This window comes from Streptomyces sp. RPT161, from assembly GCF_027533845.1.
GTDB classification, from domain to species: domain Bacteria; phylum Actinomycetota; class Actinomycetes; order Streptomycetales; family Streptomycetaceae; genus Streptantibioticus_A; species Streptantibioticus_A silvisoli_A.
The window spans coordinates 274,160-294,643 of record NZ_JAPZVN010000004.1 but is presented as its reverse complement, the minus strand read 5'-3'; the positions used below and the strand labels follow the sequence as shown (position 1 = coordinate 294,643).

The window sequence follows — 20,484 nt, the reverse complement described above, 5'->3', positions numbered from 1 at the left end:
GGGTGAAGCCTCCGCAAGGGTTCCCACAGCAGTCGGCAGAGACGAGGAAGACAGCCGTGAGCGATGTCCGCAACGTGATCATCATCGGGTCCGGGCCGGCGGGCTACACCGCGGCCCTCTACACTGCCCGGGCCTCCTTGAAGCCGCTGGTCTTCGAGGGCTCCGTCACCGCTGGCGGCGCGCTGATGAACACCACCGACGTGGAGAACTTCCCCGGCTTCCCCCAGGGCATCATGGGCCCGGACCTGATGGACAACATGCGGGCCCAGGCCGAGCGCTTCGGCGCCGAGCTGGTAGCGGACGACGTGACGGCGGTGAACCTCACTGGCGAGATCAAGACCGTCACCGACTCGGCGGGCAACGTACACCGTGCCAGGGCGGTCATCGTGAGCACGGGTTCGCAGCATCGCAAGCTGAACCTGCCCTCCGAGGACGAGCTGTCCGGCCGTGGCGTGTCGTGGTGTGCCACATGTGACGGCTTCTTCTTCAAGGACCAGGACATCGCCGTGATCGGTGGCGGTGACACCGCGATGGAGGAGGCGACCTTCCTCTCCCGGTTCGCCAAGTCCGTCACCGTCGTGCACCGTCGTGACACCCTGCGGGCCTCCAAGGCGATGCAGGAGCGGGCGTTCGCCGACCCGAAGGTCTCGTTCGTCTGGGACAGCGAGGTCGCCGAACTACACGGCGACGGCAAGCTCTCCGGTCTCACCCTGCGCAACGTGAGGACCGGTGAGACTTCCGAGCTGCCGGTGACCGGCCTGTTCATCGCGATCGGCCATGACCCGCGTACCGAACTGTTCAAGGGGCAGTTGGAGCTGGACGGCGAGGGCTACCTCAAGGTCGACTCGCCCACCACCCGTACCAACCTCACCGGTGTGTTCGCGGCCGGTGACGTGGTCGACCACACCTACCGTCAGGCGATCACCGCGGCCGGTACCGGTTGTGCCGCCGCACTGGACGCCGAGCGGTACCTGGCCGCACTGAACGACGCCGAGAAGTCCGCAGAGCCGGAGAAGTCGGCTGCTGCCATCTGATCCGCTTCACTTGACCCACCCCGCACACAGCAACACTGAGGAGAAAAGCCGTGGCTCTCAAGTCCGTAACCGACGCCTCTTTCGACGAGGACGTCATCAAGAGCGACAAGCCCGTACTGGTCGACTTCTGGGCTGAGTGGTGCGGTCCGTGCCGCCAGGTCGCTCCCTCGCTGGAGGCGATCGCCGCGGAGCACGGCGACAAGCTGGAAATCGTCAAGCTCAACATCGACGAGAACCCCGCCACCGCCGCCAAGTACGGCGTGATGTCGATCCCGACGATGAACGTCTACAAGGGCGGTGAGGTCGTCAAGACGATCGTCGGCGCCAAGCCGAAGGCCGCGCTTGAGCGCGACCTGGACGCGTTCATCGGCTGATCTCGGCCCAGCACATGGATGAGGGGGCGCCCATCGGGCGCCTCCTCATCCATGTTTCACGTGAAACCGCGCTTACAACGGCCGAAGGGCCGGTTCCTTCTGGACGGCGCCGAGCAGCCGGTCGATGGCCATCTCCACATCTTCCTTCCAGGAGATGGTGGTCCGTAGGTCCAGGCGCAGCCGCGGGTACCGCGGATGGGGTCGGACCGTCTTGAAGCCCACCGCCGTGAGATGGTCCGCGGGCAGCACGCAGCCCGGCTCCTCCCACTTCGCGTCACCGAAAGCCTCGATCGCCTTGAACCCGCGCCGCACCAGGTCCTTGGCCACCGTCTGCACCAGCACCCTGCCGAGCCCCTGTCCCTGGTACCCGGGCAGCACCCGCGAGGTCATCAACTGCACGGCGTCAGGGGAGACCGGACTGGTGGGAAACGCCAGGGACCGCGGCACATAGGCGGGCGGGGCATAGAGCACGAACCCTGCCGGCACTTCGTCCACGTAGGCGACCCTGCCGCAGGAGCCCCACTCCAGCAGCACGGCCGAGATCCACGCTTCCTTCTCCAACTCCGGCTTGCCCGCCTGCGCCGCCGCCTCACCGCTCACCGGGTCGAGTTCCCAGAACACACAGGAGCGACAACGCTTGGGCAGATCCGGAAGGTTGTCCAACGTAAGCGGTACGAGCCGACGCCCCATGGCCTCAGGCCCTCATCTCTAGCGGACGGTCGGTCGGCCCCGCCGTTGTGAGTGGCCGCGACGCTGTCCGGCGGCTGGACAGAGCGTCCTCGACGGGGTGGAGGGCGGCCGCCGCACGCGCCGCGTCCAGCGCCTCGCGTTCCTTGAGCAGGCTGCCGACGAAGCCGCCGACCGCCCCCAGACCCAACCCAGTGGCCACCAGCGCGGCCTTGCGCCAGCCGTGTCCCAGCAGAGTGCGGCTCACCGATCGCATGGGCTTCCCTTCACCGTGGAGCGCCATACCCACCCGCATCGTAACCGGGTCGCGACCTGCCCGATACCGAGGGCCCATAAAGGGCGGGTCGCGTTCCACGAACGCGACCCGCCCTGTCAGTCCTGGAATGCTCAGCTCACTCCGAGTCGTCCTGTTCGGACTCGGCGGCCAGGCCCTGCTCAAGCACCCGGCCCTCGCCCGGGGCGATCTCCCCGAGGATGCGCTCCAGATCCTCTATCGAGGCGAACTCAACGACGATCTTTCCCTTGCGCTGTCCCAGGTCGACCTTCACCCGGGTCTCGAAGCGGTCCGACAGCCGGGACGCGAGATCGGTGAGGGCGGGGGACAGCCGCCTACCGGCCCGAGGCCCCTTTGGCTTCTTGGCGGAGCTGGACTCGGCGCCCATCAGGGCCACGATCTCCTCGACCGAGCGTACTGACAGCCCCTCGGCAACGATCCGCTGAGCCAGCCGGTCCTGCTCCTGGACGTCGTCCAGTGCGAGCAGCGCACGTGCGTGTCCTGCCGACAGAACTCCCGCCGCTACTCGTCGTTGGACAGGCGGGGACAGTTTCAGCAGCCTCAGGGTGTTGGAGACTTGGGACCGGGAGCGCCCAATGCGGTCGGCCAGTTCCTCATGGGTGCAGCTGAAGTCCTGAAGCAACTGGTCGTAGGCGGCGGCCTCTTCCAGTGGATTGAGCTGTGCCCGGTGCAGGTTCTCCAGCAGGGCGTCCAGTAGCAGCTTCTCGTCCTCGGTGGCGCGGACGATGGCGGGGATGCGCTCAAGGCCCGCCTCACGGCAGGCCCGCCAACGGCGCTCGCCCATGATCAGCTCATGGCGCCCAGGGCTGGTCTGGCGCACCACGACCGGCTGAAGCAGGCCGACTTCCTTGATGGAGGTGACCAGTTCGGCCAGTGCGTCCTCGTCGAAGACCTCACGGGGCTGCCGCGGGTTCGGGGAGATCGAGTCGATGGGCAGCTCGGCGAAGTGCGCTCCGGCCACCTCGGCGGGTGCGGCCTCGGTGGCAGCGGCCTCGGTTTCACGTGAAACGGGAAGGTCGGTCACCGGTGACGCTTCGCGCGTACCCCGGTCCACCAGCCCGGCGACCTTGGCCGCCGCGACCCCGCGCTCCGGCGTGAGCACGGGCACCGCGGACGGTGAGGTGACCGCCGTTCCCACCGTGGGACCGGACTTGTCGGACCCCGTTGGCGCAGCAGGAATCAGCGCACCGAGCCCCCGCCCCAACCCTCTGCGTCGCTCGCTCACTTGATCCCCTCCGACATGCTGTGCTGGTCGTACTCATTGTCCTGGCGCGCCATGTGCGCGTGCTGTCCGTCGTACTCGGCGCCTCTGCCGACACCGCGGAGCGCCATTTCCCGGGCGGCCTCAAGGTAGGAGAGCGCCCCGCTGGAGCCCGGGTCGTAGGTGAGGACCGTCTGTCCGTAGCTGGGTGCCTCGGAGATGCGCACCGAGCGCGGAATGCTGGTACGCAGCACCTCCTTGCCGAAGTGGCTGCGTACCTCCTCGGCGACCTGCGCGGCGAGTCTGGTGCGTCCGTCGTACATGGTCAACAGGATGGTCGACACATGCAGCTTGGGATTGAGATGGCCGCGGACCAGGTCCACGTTCCGCAGCAGCTGTCCAAGGCCCTCCAGGGCGTAGTACTCGCACTGGATGGGGATCAGCACCTCGGCGCCGGCGACCAGGGCGTTGACCGTCAGGAGACCCAGCGAGGGCGGGCAGTCGATGAGGATGTAGTCCAACGGCTGCTCATAGGACTCGATGGCGCGCTGGAGACGGCTCTCCCGGGCCACGAGCGAGACCAGTTCGATCTCGGCACCGGCCAGGTCGATGGTGGCGGGCGCACAGAACAGCCCCTCGACATCCGGGACCGGCTGCACCACCTCTGCCAGCGGCCGACCTTCCACCAGAACGTCGTAGATCGAGGGGACTTCGGCGTGGTGGTCGATGCCCAGCGCTGTGGAGGCATTGCCCTGCGGGTCCAGGTCGACGACCAGAACCCGTCCGCCGTGCAGGGCGAGTGACGCGGCGAGGTTGACCGTTGTCGTGGTTTTGCCGACCCCGCCCTTCTGGTTGGCGACCACGATCACTCTGGTCTGTTCCGGCCGGGGAAGCCCCTCACCGGCCCTTCCCAGTGCCTCTACCGCCAGTTGGGCGGCCCGGCCGATCGGGGTGTCGTCCATGGGAGGCAGCGTTTCACGTGAAACACCCTCCCCTGTCGGTTCACTACGGGGGCCGGGGACCGGGTCGGTCATCGGTCCCGCGGTATTGGCGTCGGACCGCAAGGATTCACTCTCCTCGGCTGCAGGCTCGCGATGCACAGAGCCTGCCATGCTTTCCGGGTCGTGAACCAGTGAGGCCCGTTCTCCTGTGGATGAATCTGTGGATGAGTCCACCGCAGGGTGGGGCTTCCGTGTGCGCGCCTCGGCCGCCGCGCGGCCACGGCTGAGGATTCCTGGCAGCAGTGAGCGACGTTTCACGTGAAACACGATGCACAGAAGGGTGTCCGTTTAGTTCACGACACTCCGAAATATGTAGTTTTGGCCGTTTGTATGGAGCACAGAGGCCGTCAGCGACGCCGCCGACCGCCATTCCCCGGACGGTTCGCCCGAGCCGCCTTGGCCCGACGAGTCGCGGCGCGCACCCCACCCGGACTCTCGCCGACCAGCACCCGGACCACGGTGGACGGCGGATCCATCAATCCCACACCCGCCTGGACCACGGAGGTCTCCACCGCGCCGAGTTTGCTGAGCGCGGCACGCGCGGCCTTCAGCTCCTCCTCCGCGGTGTCGCCCTTGATCGCGAGCATCTCGCCGTGCGGCCGCAGCAGCGGAATCCCCCAGCCCGCGAGCCGGTCCAGCGGTGCCACCGCTCGAGCGGTGACCACGTCCACCGGCGGAAGGTGGCCGATCATCTCCTCGGCCCGGCCACGTACCACCGAGACGTTGTCCAGCCCCAGCAGCATCACGACCTCCTCCAGGAAGGTCGTCCGCCGCAGCAGGGGCTCCAGCAGCGTGATCCGCAGGTCCGGCCGCGCCAGCGCCAGCGGAATGCCAGGCAGCCCGGCGCCCGAGCCCACGTCACACACCGAGACCCCCTGCGGGACCACGTCGGAGAGCACAGCGCAGTTCAGCAGATGCCGCTCCCACAGCCGAGGAACCTCACGCGGGCCGATCAGACCTCGGCGCACTCCGGCGTCGGCGAGCAGTTCTGCGTACCGCACGGCATCAGCGAACCGGTCGCCGAAAATCGTGTGCGCTTGCTGGGGCGCGGGGGGAAGCTCGGCGGCTGCCTCCGTCACGGGGCCGTCCCTTCAGTTCCACGGTGCCCGTACCGCGGCGCGGTCAGGGCCCGACTAGCAGACTGACAAGTGTCGGCCCCGCCTGCGCCCGGGCGCCCCCGGGCCCCCAGGCGGGGCCGTCCAACATGGTGCGTACAGCGTCAGGCCGGGAGGACGACCACCCGACGCTGGGGCTCCTCACCCTCAGACTCACTGCGCAGCCCCGCCGCCGCCACCGCGTCGTGCACGACCTTGCGCTCGAACGGCGTCATCGGCCGCAGCTTGACCGGCTCACCGGTGCCCTTGGCCTCCTCCGCCGCCTTGGCGCCCAGCTCGGTCAGCTCGGCGCGCCTGCGGGCCCGGAAGCCACCGATGTCCAGCATCAGGCGGCTGCGGTCACCGGTCTCCCGGTGCACCGCCAGACGGGTCAGCTCCTGCAGCGCCTCCAGCACCTCACCGTCCCGGCCGACCAGCTTCTGCAGGTCACGGCTGGCCGAGTCGCCGACGATCGAGACGGCGGCCCGGTCGCCCTCGACATCCATGTCGATGTCGCCGTCGAGATCGGCGATGTCCAGCAGGCCCTCGAGGTAATCGGCGGCGATCTCCCCTTCCTGCTCAAGGCGGGTCAGGGCGTCCTCGCCCTCGACGACGGGGGTGTTGCCTTCCGTCACGGATGGACTCCTATCCATTTGCGCTGCGCTCGCTGGGCGCGGATTCTTCCGGCGCTACTTCTTCGAAGGGTGCTTGGACCGCTGCTGGCCCTTGCGCTGCCCGCCCTTGGGCTGTCCCTTGGGCTGCCCCGCGGAGCCAGCGGACGGCTTGGCGTCCTCCGGCTCCTTGTCCAGCTTGGGCGCGGCATCGGACCCCGTGTCGTCCTTCGCCGAGCCGACGGCCGCGGCCTGGCCGGAGCCGGACTGCCGCTGGGCCTTGGTCTGCCGCTTGGGCTGCTGACGCTTGACCGGCTGACCGCCCTCGGTGGTCCGGGCGGCGGCCTTCGGCTCCTCGACGAGCTTGCCCTTGGCCCGCAGGCGCTCCTGGCGCTCCTTGAAGGCGAGGCTGCCCGGAGTCGGGTTGCGGCGGATGACGAACATCTGCTGACCCATGGTCCACACGTTGGTGGTCAGCCAGTAGACGAGGACACCGACGGGGAAGTTGATGCCGAAGACGGCGAACATCACCGGGAAGACGTACATCAGCATCTTCTGCTGCTGCATGAACGGCGTCTTGGCCGTCATGTCGACGTTCTTCGTCATCAGCTGGCGCTGCGTGTAGAACTGCGACGCCGACATCAGGACGATCATGACGATCGTGACGATCCGCACATCGGTCGGGGAGGCGCCCAGGGAGATGACCTTGCTGGCGCTGTCGGTGAACTTCACCGACAGCGGCGCGCCGAAGATGTGCGCGTGCCGGGCGCTGTTCAGCAGCTCCGCGTGGATGACGCCGACCTGGTGGCCACTGGCGATGTTGTGCAGCACGCCGTACAGCGCCATGAAGAACGGCGACTGAGCGATGATGGGCAAGCAGCTGGAGAGCGGGTTGGTGCCCGACTCCTTGTACAGCTTCATCATCTCTTCGGACTGACGCTGCTTGTCGTGCTTGTAGCGCTCCTGGATCGCCTTCATCTTCGGCTGGAGCACCTGCATGTTCCGCGTCGCCTTGATCTGCTTGACGAACAGCGGGATCAGGCAGATCCGGATCAGGACCACCAGCGAGACGATGGACAGGCCCCACGCCCAACCGCTGTCAGGGTTGAAGATCAGGCTGTAGAACGAGTGGAACTGAACGATGATCCACGAAACAGCGGTATAGAGGGGACTCAGGATCGTTCCCACAGATCAGGCTCCTTGGGCAGTGGGCTGGGTCTCGGTCGCCCTGTTGGCTTCAACGGCGGGGTGCCCGCCGGCGGATTTCCGTAGCGCCTCGCGCAGTCGAGCGTGCCACGGTGGTCGCTTGCGCGGCGGAACATGGTCCACACCGCCCAGGGACCACGGGTTGCAGCGCAGGATGCGCCACGCGGTCAGGGCCGTGCCCTTGACCGCGCCGTGCACGGCAATGGCCTCGTACCCGTAGTGGGAACAGGAGGGGTAGTACTTGCAGACCGGCCCTAGCAGCGGGCTGATCGTCCACTGGTACAGCTTGATGAGCCACATCAACGGATATTTCATCGCGCGCCCCTCCCCCCCAGTAGCCGCCGCAATGCGGCGTCCAGGTCGCGGGCCAGGAGAGAGTGATCCGCGGCGCCGGCGCCGGGCAATGCCCGTACAACCACCAGGCTACCTGGGGGCAGCTCGGACAACCGTTCGCGAACCAGGTGCCGCAGTCGGCGCTTCACCCGGTTCCGCTCGACGGCTCCGCCCACGGCCTTGCTCACGACGAAACCCGCACGCGCCGGGGGAGCACTCCCCCCCGTAGCGTGCGGGTCCGTGATGTCACTGTCTCGCAGGTGCACGACGAGTAGTGGGCGTCCGGCTCGGCGCCCTCGCCGTACCGCTGTCGCGAAGTCCTGGCGCCGCCTCAGCCGGTTTTCGGTGGGCAGCACGGCATGACCCGTGCGATCAGGCGGACAGGCGCGCGCGGCCCTTGCTGCGGCGCGTCGCGAGGATGGCGCGCCCGGCACGGGTGCGCATGCGCAGCCGGAAGCCGTGGGTCTTCGCGCGACGACGGTTGTTCGGCTGGAAGGTGCGCTTGCTCACTCGGGGACTCCAGGAATGCTTGGTGTCTCGTCCGCTTCGTCCGAGACGTGTGTGGGGCGTCGCTTGGCTGTCACCGTGCGCCCACGAAGCTCTCGCGATACGCCTTTAGGTGTACCGCTTATCCAGTCACCTGAAGTGATCTGTGCCCTTCGTAAGGCAGGCGGCAGCAGCCATCGACAACTCGACCTGGTCACGGTACGCGCGGCTGAGCCATCCGGTCAAACCGGCTTCCCCCGGGACGACGCGCCGACCCCGACCCACTGAAGCAGGCCCCGCTGACGCATGGCACATTTGTACACACCCTGTGGACAACGACTTGAACCACAGACGGGGCGCTGACTACCGTGGCTGGACTCAGGAACCTCCGCCGAACCAACCCGACATACTTCCCGCACTTCCCGAGAACCACACCTTCGTGGGACACGTCGGCGCCCTCTCAGTTCCACCGAGCGAGCCCACCCACCGAGCGAGAGAGCGTGCACTGTGGCTGATGTAACTGCCGATCTAGCCGCAGTATGGCCCCGGGTGCTCGAACAGCTCCTCGCCGAGGGCCAAGGCGTCGAGGCCAAGGACCAGCGGTGGCTCAAGGTGTGCCAGGCGCTGGCGCTGGTGGCCGACACCGCGCTGCTGGCCGCGCCCAACGAGTACGCCAAGGGCGTGCTGGAGGGCCGCCTGCTGCCGTTGATCACCGAGGGCCTCAGCCGCGAGTTCGGCCGCCCGATCCGCATCGCGATCACCGTGGACGCCAGCACGGACTCGGCGGCCCCGCAGACCCCGCCCGCCCCGGCACCGCCCCTTCCGCAGGCACCCGCCGCCCCGTACGGCGAGCAGCGCGGACAGTGGGACGAGTACGGCCGCCCGGGCGGCGACGGCCCGGTCATCCGCCGCGCCTACCCCGACTACCCCACCGGCCGCGACACCACCGGCGGCTGGCCGCGCCCCGCCGTCCCGAGCGCCCCCGACGCGTACGGCCACCCCCAGAACCACGCGCGCCCCCAGGACGACGGCCACTCCGGCGCCGAGAGCTGGCAGCAGCACGGCGGCTTCGCCGAGCGCGACCCGTACCCCCCGGTCCCGCAGCGGGACTACGGACAGCAGCAGCCCGGCTACCAGCAGCGCCAGCCCAGCGAGCGGCACGGCGGCGGCCGCCCGCAGGATCCGCTGCCGGCGCCGCCCAGCGGCGCCCCCGGACCGCTGGCCGCCCAGCCCGCGCCCGCGACCGGCCCCGGTGAGCCGACGGCCCGGCTGAACCCGAAGTACCTCTTCGACACCTTCGTCATCGGCGCCTCCAACCGCTTCGCGCACGCCGCGGCGGTCGCGGTCGCCGAGGCCCCGGCCAAGGCGTACAACCCGCTGTTCATCTACGGCGAGTCCGGCCTGGGCAAGACCCACCTGCTGCACGCGATCGGGCACTACGCCCGCAGCCTCTACCCGGGCACCCGGGTGCGGTACGTCAGCTCGGAGGAGTTCACCAACGAGTTCATCAACTCCATCCGGGACGGCAAGGGCGACGCGTTCCGCAAGCGCTATCGCGAGATGGACATCCTGCTGGTCGACGACATCCAGTTCCTGGCGAGCAAGGAGTCGACGCAGGAGGAGTTCTTCCACACCTTCAACACGCTGCACAACGCCAACAAGCAGATCGTGCTGTCCTCGGACCGGCCGCCCAAGCAGCTGGTGACCCTGGAGGACCGGCTACGCAACCGCTTCGAGTGGGGACTGATCACCGACGTCCAGCCACCCGAGCTGGAGACGCGTATCGCGATCCTGCGCAAGAAGGCGGTTCAGGAGCAACTCAACGCCCCGCCGGAGGTCCTGGAGTTCATCGCCTCCCGGATCTCGCGCAACATCCGCGAGTTGGAGGGCGCGCTGATCCGGGTGACGGCGTTCGCCAGTCTCAACCGGCAGCCGGTGGACCTCCAGTTGACCGAGATCGTCCTCAAGGACCTGATCCCGGGCGGGGAGGACGTGGTTCCGGAGATCACCGGGAACGCCATCATGGCGGAGACGGCCGCCTACTTCGGGCTGACCGTCGAGGACCTGTGCGGCTCGTCCCGCAGCCGGGTCCTGGTCACAGCGCGCCAGATCGCCATGTACCTGTGCAGGGAGCTGACCGACCTGTCGCTGCCGAAGATCGGCGCGCTGTTCGGCGGTCGCGACCACACGACGGTGATGCACGCGGACCGCAAGATCCGGGCGCTGATGGCCGAGCGGCGGTCCATTTTCAACCAGGTGACGGAGCTGACCAACCGCATCAAGTCCTGAGTACGCAGCGCGGATTCACCGCCGGCGCCCTGGAAGTTCACTTCCAGGGCGCTTCTTGTTGTTCGAATCCTTGGCTCGGTGTGGCAGTACTCCACAGGTTCCGCCGGATTTGGCTGTCCACAGGCTGGGGAGTACGAAGTTGTCCCAACTGCCTCCACAGGCAAGCCCGTCGAAGCACCATCCTCCCAGGTCAGCGGCGTGTGGAATTGTGGCTAACCGCCTTCCACAGGTTGTGGACAACGCCCTCTTCCACAACGGCCGTTGGCGGTTGTCCACTGCTCGCCCACAGGCTGTGGCCAGTTATGAACAGCTTCCACCGGCTTCTCCACACCTCTGTCCACTGTTCGGCAAGGAAACGGGGACAGTCGCCGGATGGAGTGAAAGGCGTCACACCAAGTCCACTGGTTGGGCTGGGGAGAACGTGGGTATTCCTGGGGACGAGACTGGGGAGAACCAGGGCCTGTCTGTGCATCGCGTGTGCACAACTTCCGGCCGTCCACAGAGACGGCTGGTTGTCCACCGGCTCCGTCCCCAGCCCCGGTGGACAAAAAATCCGCCCTGACCTGCGCTGGAACCGGTTATCCACGGTATCCACACCCCCTATTACTACGACCACGTAGAGATACCGGGGAAGCAAGATCGAAGCGGGGCCTGTGCACAACTTCGCCGAGGAGCGCTCGACACCGGGAAGCTCGGCTTGACCCCAAGCCGCACCTGTTGTCGGTGGCGTGCGTCAGACTGTTCTCCGGCAGATGGCCATGAGACGAGAGACGGCCAGGCACAGACGGCCAGCAACAGCAGGAGGCGGTTCCGGTGAAGTTCCGGGTGGAACGCGACGTACTCGCGGAGGCAGTGGCCTGGGCGGCCCGCAGTCTCCCGGCCCGCCCACCGGCGCCCGTGCTCGCCGGTCTGCTGCTGAAGGCCGAGGACGGGCAGCTGAGCCTGTCGGCCTTCGACTACGAGGTCTCGGCGCGGGTCTCGGTCGAGGCGGAGATCGACGAGGAGGGCACCGTCCTGGTGTCCGGCCGGCTGCTCGCCGACATCTCGCGCGCACTTCCCAACAGGCCTGTGGAAATCTCCACCGACGGGGTGCGGGTGACCGTCGTGTGCGGCAGCTCGCGATTCACACTCCACACCCTGCCTGTGGAGGAGTACCCGGCACTGCCCGCGATGCCGTCCGCCTCCGGCACCGTGCCCGGCGAGGTCTTCGCCGCCGCCGTCTCCCAGGTCGCCATCGCGGCCGGACGCGATGACACGCTGCCGGTGCTGACCGGTGTGCGGATCGAGATCGAGGGGGACACGGTCACCCTCGCCGCCACCGACCGCTACCGCTTCGCGGTCCGCGAGTTCCTGTGGAAGCCGGAGACCCCGGACCTGTCCGCGGTCGCCCTGGTCCCCGCCAAGACCCTGCTGGACACCGCGAAGGCGCTGACCAGCGGCGACACCGTGGCGCTGGCGCTGGCCGGCTCCGGTGCCGGGGAGGGCCTGATCGGCTTCGAGGGCGCTGGACGGCGTACCACCACCCGGCTGCTGGAGGGCGACCTGCCCAAGTACCGCACGCTGTTCCCGACCGAGTTCGCGTCGGTGGCGGTCATCGAGACCGCCCCGTTCGTCGAGGCGGTCAAGCGCGTCGCGCTGGTGGCCGAGCGGAACACGCCGATCCGGCTCAGCTTCACCGACAGCGTGCTGACGCTGGAGGCGGGCTCAAGCGACGACGCACAGGCTGTGGAGCGGGTGGACGCCCAGCTGGAGGGCGAGGACATCTCGATCGCCTTCAACCCGACCTTCCTGCTGGACGGCCTGAGCGCGATCGACTCCCCGGTCGCCCAGCTGTCGTTCACCACGTCCACCAAGCCCGCCCTGCTCAGCGGCAAGCCCGCGGTCGACGCGGAAGCGGTGGAGTCGTACAAGTACCTGATCATGCCGGTGCGTCTGTCGGGCTGAGCCCACGGGCGCGTTTCCGGCCAAGTTCGGTGGCGCGCGTCCGGGCCGGCTGGGCATCGGATGCGCGCCACCCAGCAGACCGACGGCCCCGCCATCGTGATCGCTCGCCGTCGCGGCGGACTCCTCGTCGCCGTCACCACGGCGGCGAGCCGCCCGACGGCGCTCCTACCGAGCCAACCGCCCACAGGCCGTCTCAAAGCTCCCACTCTGGGAAGCAGCAGAAGTGGCGAACGCCACAACCCGGCCGCACCGCCGGAACCGCCCACCGCCCCGGGCCGGGTGCCCGGCCCGGGGCTAGGCTCGGGACTAGGTCAGGCACGTCTGAACGAAGGATCTGTGATGGAGCTCGGTCTCATCGGTCTCGGCAAGATGGGCGGAAACATGCGCGAGCGCATCCGCCGCGCCGGCCACACCGTCATCGGCTACGACCGCAACCCGGACCTCGCCGACGTCCCCAGCCTGAAGGCTCTGGTGGACAAGTTGCAGGGTCCTCGCGTCGTGTGGGTGATGGTCCCGGCCGGGGAGGCCACCCAGGCGACGATCGACGAGCTGGCTGGTCTGCTCTCCCCTGGCGACGTGATCGTCGACGGCGGCAACTCGCGCTGGACGGATGACGAGAAGCACGCGAAGGAACTGGCCGAGCGCGGCATCGGCTTCGTGGACTGCGGTGTCTCCGGCGGTGTGTGGGGCCTGGAGTACGGCTACGCGCTGATGTACGGCGGCGACCCGGAGAACGTCGCGAAGGTCCAGCCGATCTTCGACGCGCTCAAGCCGGAGGGCGAGCACGGCGCGGTGCACGCGGGCAAGGTCGGCGCGGGCCACTTCGCCAAGATGGTGCACAACGGCATCGAGTACGCCATGATGCAGGCCTACGCCGAGGGCTGGGAGCTGCTGGAGGCGGTGGAGTCGGTCACCGACGTCCGCGAGGTCTTCCGCTCCTGGCAGGAGGGCACGGTGATCCGCTCCTGGCTGCTCGACCTGGCCGTCAACGCGCTGGACTCGGACGAGCACCTGGAGAAGCTGCGCGGCTTCGCCCAGGACTCCGGCGAGGGCCGGTGGACCGTGGAGGCCGCCATCGACCACGCGGTGCCGCTGCCCGCGATCACCGCGTCGCTGTTCGCCCGCTTCTCCTCGCGCCAGGACGACTCCCCGCAGATGAAGATGATCGCCGCGCTGCGCAACCAGTTCGGCGGCCACGCGGTCGAGTCGGCCGACGCGGACAAGTAGCCACCAAGCAGGAAAAGGGGAGGTCGGCGCGGCCCCGCGCCACAGCAACGCGATGCACGTAGCGCACCTGTCGCTCGCCGACTTCCGCTCCTATGCCCGGGTCGAGGTCCCGCTCGACCCGGGCGTCACCGCGTTCGTGGGCCCCAACGGCCAGGGCAAGACCAATCTGGTCGAGGCGGTCGGCTATCTGGCCACCCTGGGCAGCCACCGGGTCGCCTCGGACGCCCCGCTGGTCCGGCTCGGCGCGGAGCGGGCCGTGGTCCGCGCCAGCGTCGTCCACGGCGACCGCCAGCAGCTGGTCGAGCTGGAGATCAACCCGGGCAGGGCCAACCGCGCCAGGATCAACCGCTCCTCGCAGGTCAGGCCGCGCGATGTGCTGGGCATCGTGCGCACCGTGCTGTTCGCCCCCGAGGACCTGGCCCTGGTCAAGGGCGACCCTGGCGAACGCCGCCGTTTCCTGGACGAGTTGATCACCGCTCGCGCCCCGCGGATGGCGGGCGTGCGGCAGGACTACGACCGGGTGCTCAGGCAGCGCAACACCCTGCTGAAGTCCGCCGCGCTGGCCCGGCGGCACGGCGGCCGCTCCATGGATATGTCAACGCTGGACGTGTGGGACCAGCACCTGGCGCGCTCCGGCGCCGAACTGCTCGCCCAGCGGCTGGACCTGATCGCCGCCCTGCTGCCGCTCGCCGACAAGGCGTACGAGCAACTGGCCCCCGGCGGTGGCCCGATCGGCTTCGAGTACCGCAACTCGGCGGGCGAAACGGAAGCCACCACCCGCGACGAGCTGTACGAGGCGCTGCTGGCCGCCCTCGCGGGGGTGCGCGGCCAGGAGATCGAGCGCGGCGTCACCCTCGTCGGACCACACCGCGACGACCTGCTGCTGAACCTGGGACGGCTGCCCGCGAAGGGCTACGCCAGCCATGGCGAGTCCTGGTCGTACGCGCTGGCACTGCGGCTGGCCTCGTACGACCTGCTGCGCGCGGAGGGCGGGCCGGGCGGCGAGCCGGTGCTGGTCCTGGACGACGTCTTCGCCGAGCTGGACGCCAGACGCCGCGACAGGCTCGCGGAACTGGTCGCCCCCGGCGAGCAGGTGCTGGTGACCGCCGCGGTGGACGACGATGTGCCCGGTGTGCTGGCCGGCGCCCGCTTCACGGTGGCCGAGGGCATGGTGGAGCGGCGATGACCGAGCAGCCCCCGGAGCCTCAGCTGTCCGGTGTCGACCTGGCCCGCGTCGCGCTGCGCGCCGCAAAGGAGCAGGCGCGCGCCCGGGGCGCCGCCGCGCAGCAGAAGAAGCAGGCCAGGCGCGGCGGGCTGCGCAGCGGCGCCCGCGCGGACGGGCGCGATCCGCTGCCGCTGGGCGCCGCGATCAGCCGGCTGATCACCGAACGCGGCTGGGAGGCCCCGGCCGCGGTCGGCGGGGTGATGGGCCGCTGGCCGCAGATCGTCGGCGAGGACCTGGCCAGGCACTGCGAGCCGCAGCGCTACGACGAGGAGGAGAAGGTCCTCACCGTACGTTGCGACTCCACCGCGTGGGCGACCCAACTGCGGCTGCTGGCACCTCAGTTGGTGGCCAGGCTCAATGCGGACCTGGGCCACGGCACCATAAAGTTGATCAAGGTCCTGGGGCCGTCGGGCCCCGCCCGCTCCTACGGGCGGCTGCGCGCTCCAGGGAGCACCGGTCCCGGGGACACCTACGGGTGACGTGCGTCTCATCGGGCGCCCGGCGCGGGACCGGGGCTCGGCGCAGGTGCTCAAAGTAACCGCCCCGAAGCCCTGAGCGCCGTTGTGAGCGTCTCAGAGGCCAGGTCCGCGTATGGGGAGTCGGCGCAAGGCCTCTTCGGGCGGCACATGCGAACTCAGGTACCGCCAAACCCCCATCTATGTCACAGCTACCGGTAGACTGGGGGACAACCGCCCACCCCCAGCCTTCGGCAGGGGAACCCCAGCGGAACATGTCGAACGACGCAGCCGCTCCTGCACGCCCGGAGTCGGCTCGTGCTGTGCCAGAAAGGGCGCTTCGTGGCCGATTCCGGCAACCACAACGAGATCCATACATCCACAACGGGCACCGACGCGGCGCCGGGAGGCGCGTCGTACGACGCCAGCGCGATCACCGTCCTGGAAGGCCTCGACGCGGTCCGCAAGCGCCCCGGTATGTACATCGGCTCCACCGGCGAGCGTGGTCTGCATCACCTCGTCCAAGAGGTGGTCGACAACTCCGTCGACGAGGCGATGGCCGGGCATGCCGACACCATCGACGTGACGCTCCTGGCCGACGGCGGGGTCCGCGTGGTGGACAACGGCCGCGGTATCCCGGTGGACATCGTGCCGTCCGAGGGCAAGCCCGCCGTCGAGGTGGTGCTCACCGTGCTGCACGCGGGCGGCAAGTTCGGCGGTGGCGGGTACTCCGTCTCCGGCGGTCTGCACGGCGTCGGCGTCTCCGTGGTGAACGCCCTGTCGACCAAGGTCACCGTCGAGGTCAAGCGGGACGGCTACCGCTGGACCCAGGACTACAAGCTCGGCGTGCCCACCGCCCCGCTGCAGAAGAACGAGGCGACGGACGAGACCGGCACCTCGGTGACGTTCTGGGCGGACCCGGACATCTTCGAGACCACCGAGTACTCCTTCGAGACGCTGTCCCGGCGCTTCCAGGAGATGGCGTTCCTCAACAAGGGGCTGACCATCGCGCTCACGGACGAGCGCCCCGAGCACGTCGACGAGAGCGGCAACCCGCTGTCGGTGCGGTACCACTACGAGGGCGGCATCGTCGACTTCGTGAAGTACCTCAACTCCCGCAAGGGCGAGGTGGTCCACCCCTCGGTGATCAGCATCGAGGCCGAGGACAAGGAGCGGATGCTCTCCCTTGAGGTCGCGATGCAGTGGAACACCCAGTACACCGAGGGTGTCTACTCGTTCGCGAACACCATCCACACCCACGAGGGCGGTACCCACGAGGAGGGCTTCCGCGCCGCGCTGACCGGGCTCGTCAACCGCTACGCCCGGGACAAGAAGCTGCTGCGCGAGAAGGACGACAACCTCAGCGGTGAGGACATCCGCGAGGGTCTGACCGCGATCATCTCGGTCAAGCTGGGCGAGCCGCAGTTCGAGGGCCAGACCAAGACCAAGCTGGGCAACACCGAGGCCAAGACCTTCGTACAGAAGGTGGTGCACGAGCACCTCACCGACTGGCTGGACCGCAACCCCAGCGAGGCCGCGGACATCGTGCGCAAGTCGATCCAGGCCGCCACGGCCCGCGTCGCCGCCCGCAAGGCCCGTGACCTGACCCGGCGCAAGGGCCTGCTGGAGACCGCGTCGCTGCCCGGCAAGCTCAGCGACTGCCAGTCCAACGATCCGGCCAAGTGCGAGATCTTCATCGTCGAGGGTGACTCCGCGGGTGGCTCGGCCAAGTCCGGCCGCAACCCCGAGTACCAGGCGATCCTGCCGATCCGCGGCAAGATCCTCAACGTGGAGAAGGCCAGGATCGACAAGATCCTGCAGAACCAGGAGATCCAGGCGCTGATCTCGGCCTTCGGCACGGGTGTGCACGAGGACTTCGACATCTCCAAGCTCCGGTACCACAAGATCATCTTGATGGCGGACGCCGATGTCGACGGCCAGCACATCAACACCCTGCTGCTGACCTTCCTGTTCCGCTTCATGCGTCCGCTGGTCGAGGCCGGGCACGTGTACCTGTCGCGTCCGCCGCTCTACAAGATCAAGTGGGGCAAGGACGACTTCGAGTACGCCTACTCCGACCGCGAGCGCGACGCGTTGATCGAACTCGGGCGGCAGAGGGGCAAGCGCACCAAGGACGACTCCGTACAGCGCTTCAAGGGCCTCGGTGAGATGAACGCCGAGGAACTGCGGGTCACCACCATGGACGTGGACCACCGGGTGCTCGGCCAGGTCTCCCTGGACGACGCGGCCCAGGCGGACGACCTGTTCTCGGTGCTGATGGGCGAGGACGTCGAGGCACGGCGCTCGTTCATCCAGCGCAACGCCAAGGACGTCCGCTTCCTCGACATCTGAGTCGAGTCGGCCCCCGAACTGCCCGTAGCGCGAAAGGATTTGACCAGCAATGGCCGACGAGACCCCCATCACTCCTGAGGGCTCCCCGACTCCCGTCACGCCCGAGGGCGGACCCGCCGCCGTCGAGGGCGTCGGGCTCCGCGTCGAGCCCGTGGGGCTCGAGACGGAGATGCAGCGCAGCTACCTCGACTACGCGATGAGCGTGATCGTCAGCCGCGCGCTGCCCGATGTCCGCGACGGCCTCAAGCCGGTGCACCGCCGTGTGCTGTACGCGATGTACGACGGCGGCTACCGGCCGGAGAAGGGCTTCTACAAGTGCGCCCGTGTCGTCGGTGACGTCATGGGTACCTACCACCCGCACGGTGACGCCTCGATCTACGACGCGCTGGTCCGCCTCGCGCAGCCGTGGGCGATGCGGATGCCGCTGGTCGACTCCAACGGCAACTTCGGCTCGCCGGGCAACGACCCGGCGGCGGCCATGCGCTACACCGAGTGCAAGATGGCCCCGCTGTCGATGGAGATGGTCCGGGACATCGACGAGGACACCGTCGACTTCCAGGACAACTACGACGGGCGCAACCAGGAGCCGACGGTCCTGCCGTCCCGGTTCCCGAACCTGCTGATCAACGGCTCGGCCGGTATCGCGGTCGGCATGGCCACCAATATCCCGCCGCACAACCTGCGCGAGGTGGCCGACGGCGCCCAGTGGTACCTGGCCAACCCGAACGCCTCCAACGAGGAGTTGCTGGAAGCCCTCCTGGAGCGGATCAAGGGGCCGGACTTCCCGACCGGCGCCCTGGTCGTCGGCCGCCGCGGCATCGAGGAGGCGTACCGCACCGGGCGCGGCTCGATCACCATGCGCGCGGTGGTCGAGGTCGAGGAGATCCAGAACCGCCAGTGCCTGGTGGTCACCGAACTGCCGTACCAGGTCAACCCGGACAACCTGGCGCAGAAGATCGCCGACCTGGTGAAGGACGGCAAGATCGGCGGCATCGCCGACGTCCGCGACGAGACCTCCTCGCGCACCGGCCAGCGCCTGGTCATCGTGCTCAAGCGGGACGCGGTCGCCAAGGTCGTGCTCAACAACCTCTACAAGCACACCGATCTGCAGACCAACTTCGGCGCCAACATGCTGGCACTGGTCGACGGGGTGCCGCGCACCCTCTCGCTGGACGCGTTCATCCGGCACTGGGTGACGCACCAGATCGAGGTCATCGTCCGGCGCACCAAGTTCCGGCTGCGCAAGGCCGAGGAGCGCGCCCACATCCTGCGCGGTCTGCTCAAGGCGCTGGACGCCATCGACGAGGTCATCGCGCTGATCCGGCGCAGCGACACCGTCGAGGTGGCGCGTGAGGGCCTGATGGGCCTGCTGGAGATCGACGAGATCCAGGCCAACGCGATCCTGGAGATGCAGCTGCGCCGCCTGGCCGCCCTGGAGCGCCAGAAGATCGTCGCCGAGCACGACGACCTCCAGGCGAAGATCAACGAGTACAACGCGATCCTGGTCTCCCCCGAGCGGCAGCGCGGCATCATCAGCGAGGAACTCACCGCGCTGGTGGAGAAGTTCGGCGACGACCGGCGCAGCCAACTGGTGCCGTTCGACGGCGACATGTCCATCGAGGACCTGATCGCCGAGGAGGACATCGTCGTCACCATCACCCGTGGCGGCTACGTCAAGCGCACCAAGACCGAGCACTACCGCTCCCAGAAGCGCGGCGGCAAGGGCGTACGCGGTACGCAGTTGAAGCAGGACGACATCGTCGACCACTTCTTCGTCACCACCACCCACCACTGGCTGCTGTTCTTCACCAACAAGGGCCGTGTCTACCGGGCCAAGGCGTACGAGCTGCCGGACGCCGGACGGGACGCCCGCGGCCAGCACGTGGCCAACCTGCTGGCGTTCCAGCCGGACGAGCACATCGCCCAGGTCATGGCCATCCGCAACTACGAGGCGGCGCCCTACCTGGTCCTGGCCACCAAGTCCGGCCTGGTGAAGAAGACCCCGCTGAAGGACTACGACTCCCCGCGCTCCGGCGGCGTCATCGCGATCAACCTGCGCGAGATGGAGGACGGCCGCGAGGACGAGCTGATCGGTGCCGAGTTGGTCTCCCCGGAGGACGACCTGCTGCTGGTGAGCCGTAAGGCGCAGTCCATCCGGTTCACCGCGACGGATGAGGCGCTGCGGCCGATGGGCCGGGCGACATCCGGTGTGAAGGGTATGAGTTTCCGCGAAGGCGACGAACTGCTCTCGATGAATGTGGTGCGGGCGGGTACGTTCGTCTTCACCGCCACCGACGGTGGCTACGCCAAGCGCACTCCGGTGGACGAGTACCGGGTCCAGGGCCGCGGCGGCCTCGGCATCAAGGCCGCCAAGATCGTGGAGGACCGGGGTTCGCTGGTCGGCGCGCTGGTGGTCGAGGAGGGCGACGAGATCCTCGCCATCACCCTCGGCGGCGGTGTGATCCGTACGCGGGTCAACGGGGTCAGGGAGACGGGCCGTGACACCATGGGCGTCCAACTGATCAACCTGGGCAAGCGGGACGCCGTGGTCGGCATCGCCCGCAACGCCGAGGCGGGCGAGGAAGTCGAAGAGATCGACGAGGCCGACGCCCAGGCAGCCGAGAGTGCCGTGGGCACACCGTCCGCGGCCGATGAGCCGGAGGAGTAAAC

General features: G+C 68.6%; 19 protein-coding genes. 9 read left to right on the top strand and 10 right to left on the bottom strand.

Annotated features, from left to right (window positions below):
* Positions 1–56: 56 nt before the first annotated feature.
* Both trxB and trxA read left to right on the top strand, forming a co-directional pair.
* On the top strand, positions 57–1,034 hold the full coding sequence (gene trxB / locus O5O46_RS12380; protein WP_269855403.1) for a thioredoxin-disulfide reductase: 978 nt from the start codon (positions 57–59) through the stop codon (positions 1,032–1,034).
* A gap of 50 nt (positions 1,035–1,084) precedes the next feature.
* A complete protein-coding gene (trxA, locus tag O5O46_RS12375; protein WP_269855402.1) occupies positions 1,085–1,408 on the top strand; it encodes a thioredoxin in 324 nt (107 codons plus the stop codon).
* Between the two features lie 72 nt (positions 1,409–1,480).
* Here trxA and O5O46_RS12370 read toward each other — a convergent pair whose 3' ends face one another.
* The 10 genes from O5O46_RS12370 to rpmH all read right to left on the bottom strand — a co-directional run bounded on the left by O5O46_RS12370 (position 1,481) and on the right by rpmH (position 8,346).
* Complete coding sequence (locus tag O5O46_RS12370; RefSeq protein WP_269855401.1) at positions 1,481–2,098, bottom strand: GNAT family N-acetyltransferase; 618 nt, start codon at positions 2,096–2,098, stop codon at positions 1,481–1,483.
* Positions 2,099–2,102: 4 nt separating this feature from the next.
* Entirely contained in the window at positions 2,103–2,351 is a 249-nt protein-coding gene (locus O5O46_RS12365; protein ID WP_269855400.1) for a hypothetical protein, read from the bottom strand.
* A gap of 136 nt (positions 2,352–2,487) precedes the next feature.
* Complete coding sequence (locus O5O46_RS12360; protein ID WP_269855399.1) at positions 2,488–3,615, bottom strand: ParB/RepB/Spo0J family partition protein; 1,128 nt, start codon at positions 3,613–3,615, stop codon at positions 2,488–2,490.
* The gene (locus O5O46_RS12355) at positions 3,612–4,703 is read right to left on the bottom strand and encodes a ParA family protein (RefSeq protein WP_269855398.1); all 1,092 of its coding nucleotides are present in this window, start codon (positions 4,701–4,703) and stop codon (positions 3,612–3,614) included. Before O5O46_RS12355 ends, O5O46_RS12360 begins: the two co-directional genes overlap by 4 nt.
* Before the next feature lie 236 nt (positions 4,704–4,939).
* Positions 4,940–5,671, bottom strand: a complete 732-nt coding sequence (rsmG, locus tag O5O46_RS12350) for a 16S rRNA (guanine(527)-N(7))-methyltransferase RsmG (protein WP_269855397.1) — start codon at positions 5,669–5,671, stop codon at positions 4,940–4,942.
* A 140-nt stretch (positions 5,672–5,811) separates the two neighbouring features.
* Entirely contained in the window at positions 5,812–6,321 is a 510-nt protein-coding gene (locus tag O5O46_RS12345; RefSeq protein ID WP_269855396.1) for a Jag family protein, read from the bottom strand.
* 54 nt (positions 6,322–6,375) lie between these two features.
* Positions 6,376–7,485, bottom strand: coding sequence for a membrane protein insertase YidC (yidC, locus tag O5O46_RS12340; protein WP_269855395.1), 1,110 nt, complete (start codon positions 7,483–7,485; stop codon positions 6,376–6,378).
* Positions 7,486–7,488: 3 nt separating this feature from the next.
* Positions 7,489–7,818 carry a membrane protein insertion efficiency factor YidD gene (gene yidD / locus O5O46_RS12335; RefSeq protein WP_269855394.1) on the bottom strand — a complete coding sequence of 110 codons (330 nt, stop codon included), beginning with the start codon at positions 7,816–7,818 and terminating at the stop codon, positions 7,489–7,491.
* Positions 7,815–8,192: a ribonuclease P protein component gene (gene rnpA / locus O5O46_RS12330; RefSeq protein WP_269855393.1), complete on the bottom strand. Its 378-nt coding sequence runs from the start codon at positions 8,190–8,192 to the stop codon at positions 7,815–7,817. The genes yidD and rnpA overlap by 4 nt, the downstream gene beginning before the upstream one ends.
* 16 nt (positions 8,193–8,208) lie before the next feature.
* Positions 8,209–8,346 carry a 50S ribosomal protein L34 gene (gene rpmH, locus O5O46_RS12325; protein WP_003975051.1) on the bottom strand — a complete coding sequence of 46 codons (138 nt, stop codon included), beginning with the start codon at positions 8,344–8,346 and terminating at the stop codon, positions 8,209–8,211.
* A 483-nt stretch (positions 8,347–8,829) separates the two neighbouring features.
* On the opposite strand from rpmH, the gene dnaA reads away from it, so the two are divergent.
* The 7 genes from dnaA to gyrA all read left to right on the top strand — a co-directional run bounded on the left by dnaA (position 8,830) and on the right by gyrA (position 20,482).
* Positions 8,830–10,611, top strand: coding sequence for a chromosomal replication initiator protein DnaA (gene dnaA, locus O5O46_RS12320; RefSeq protein ID WP_269855392.1), 1,782 nt, complete (start codon positions 8,830–8,832; stop codon positions 10,609–10,611).
* Between the two features lie 813 nt (positions 10,612–11,424).
* Positions 11,425–12,555, top strand: coding sequence for a DNA polymerase III subunit beta (dnaN, locus tag O5O46_RS12315; RefSeq protein ID WP_269855391.1), 1,131 nt, complete (start codon positions 11,425–11,427; stop codon positions 12,553–12,555).
* A gap of 339 nt (positions 12,556–12,894) precedes the next feature.
* A complete protein-coding gene (gene gnd / locus O5O46_RS12310; RefSeq protein WP_269855390.1) occupies positions 12,895–13,782 on the top strand; it encodes a phosphogluconate dehydrogenase (NAD(+)-dependent, decarboxylating) in 888 nt (295 codons plus the stop codon).
* Positions 13,783–13,834: 52 nt separating this feature from the next.
* On the top strand, positions 13,835–14,968 hold the full coding sequence (gene recF, locus O5O46_RS12305) for a DNA replication/repair protein RecF (RefSeq protein ID WP_269855389.1): 1,134 nt from the start codon (positions 13,835–13,837) through the stop codon (positions 14,966–14,968).
* Entirely contained in the window at positions 14,965–15,486 is a 522-nt protein-coding gene (locus O5O46_RS12300) for a DUF721 domain-containing protein (protein ID WP_269855388.1), read from the top strand. The genes recF and O5O46_RS12300 overlap by 4 nt, the downstream gene beginning before the upstream one ends.
* Positions 15,487–15,780: 294 nt before the next feature.
* The gene (gene gyrB / locus O5O46_RS12295; RefSeq protein ID WP_269855387.1) at positions 15,781–17,814 is read left to right on the top strand and encodes a DNA topoisomerase (ATP-hydrolyzing) subunit B; all 2,034 of its coding nucleotides are present in this window, start codon (positions 15,781–15,783) and stop codon (positions 17,812–17,814) included.
* 49 nt (positions 17,815–17,863) lie between these two features.
* Entirely contained in the window at positions 17,864–20,482 is a 2,619-nt protein-coding gene (gene gyrA / locus O5O46_RS12290) for a DNA gyrase subunit A (RefSeq protein WP_269855386.1), read from the top strand.
* The last annotated feature ends 2 nt before the right edge of the window (positions 20,483–20,484 follow it).

Coding starts and splice junctions, on each gene's coding strand:
- O5O46_RS12370 (WP_269855401.1), bottom strand. CDS start 2,098: ATGGGGCGTCGGCTCGTACCGCTTACGTTGGACAACCTTCCGGATCTG.
- O5O46_RS12365 (WP_269855400.1), bottom strand. CDS start 2,351: ATGCGATCGGTGAGCCGCACTCTGCTGGGACACGGCTGGCGCAAGGCC.
- O5O46_RS12355 (WP_269855398.1), bottom strand. CDS start 4,703: ATGGCAGGCTCTGTGCATCGCGAGCCTGCAGCCGAGGAGAGTGAATCC.
- yidD (WP_269855394.1), bottom strand. CDS start 7,818: ATGAAATATCCGTTGATGTGGCTCATCAAGCTGTACCAGTGGACGATC.
- gnd (WP_269855390.1), top strand. CDS start 12,895: ATGGAGCTCGGTCTCATCGGTCTCGGCAAGATGGGCGGAAACATGCGC.
- recF (WP_269855389.1), top strand. CDS start 13,835: ATGCACGTAGCGCACCTGTCGCTCGCCGACTTCCGCTCCTATGCCCGG.
- O5O46_RS12300 (WP_269855388.1), top strand. CDS start 14,965: ATGACCGAGCAGCCCCCGGAGCCTCAGCTGTCCGGTGTCGACCTGGCC.
- gyrA (WP_269855386.1), top strand. CDS start 17,864: ATGGCCGACGAGACCCCCATCACTCCTGAGGGCTCCCCGACTCCCGTC.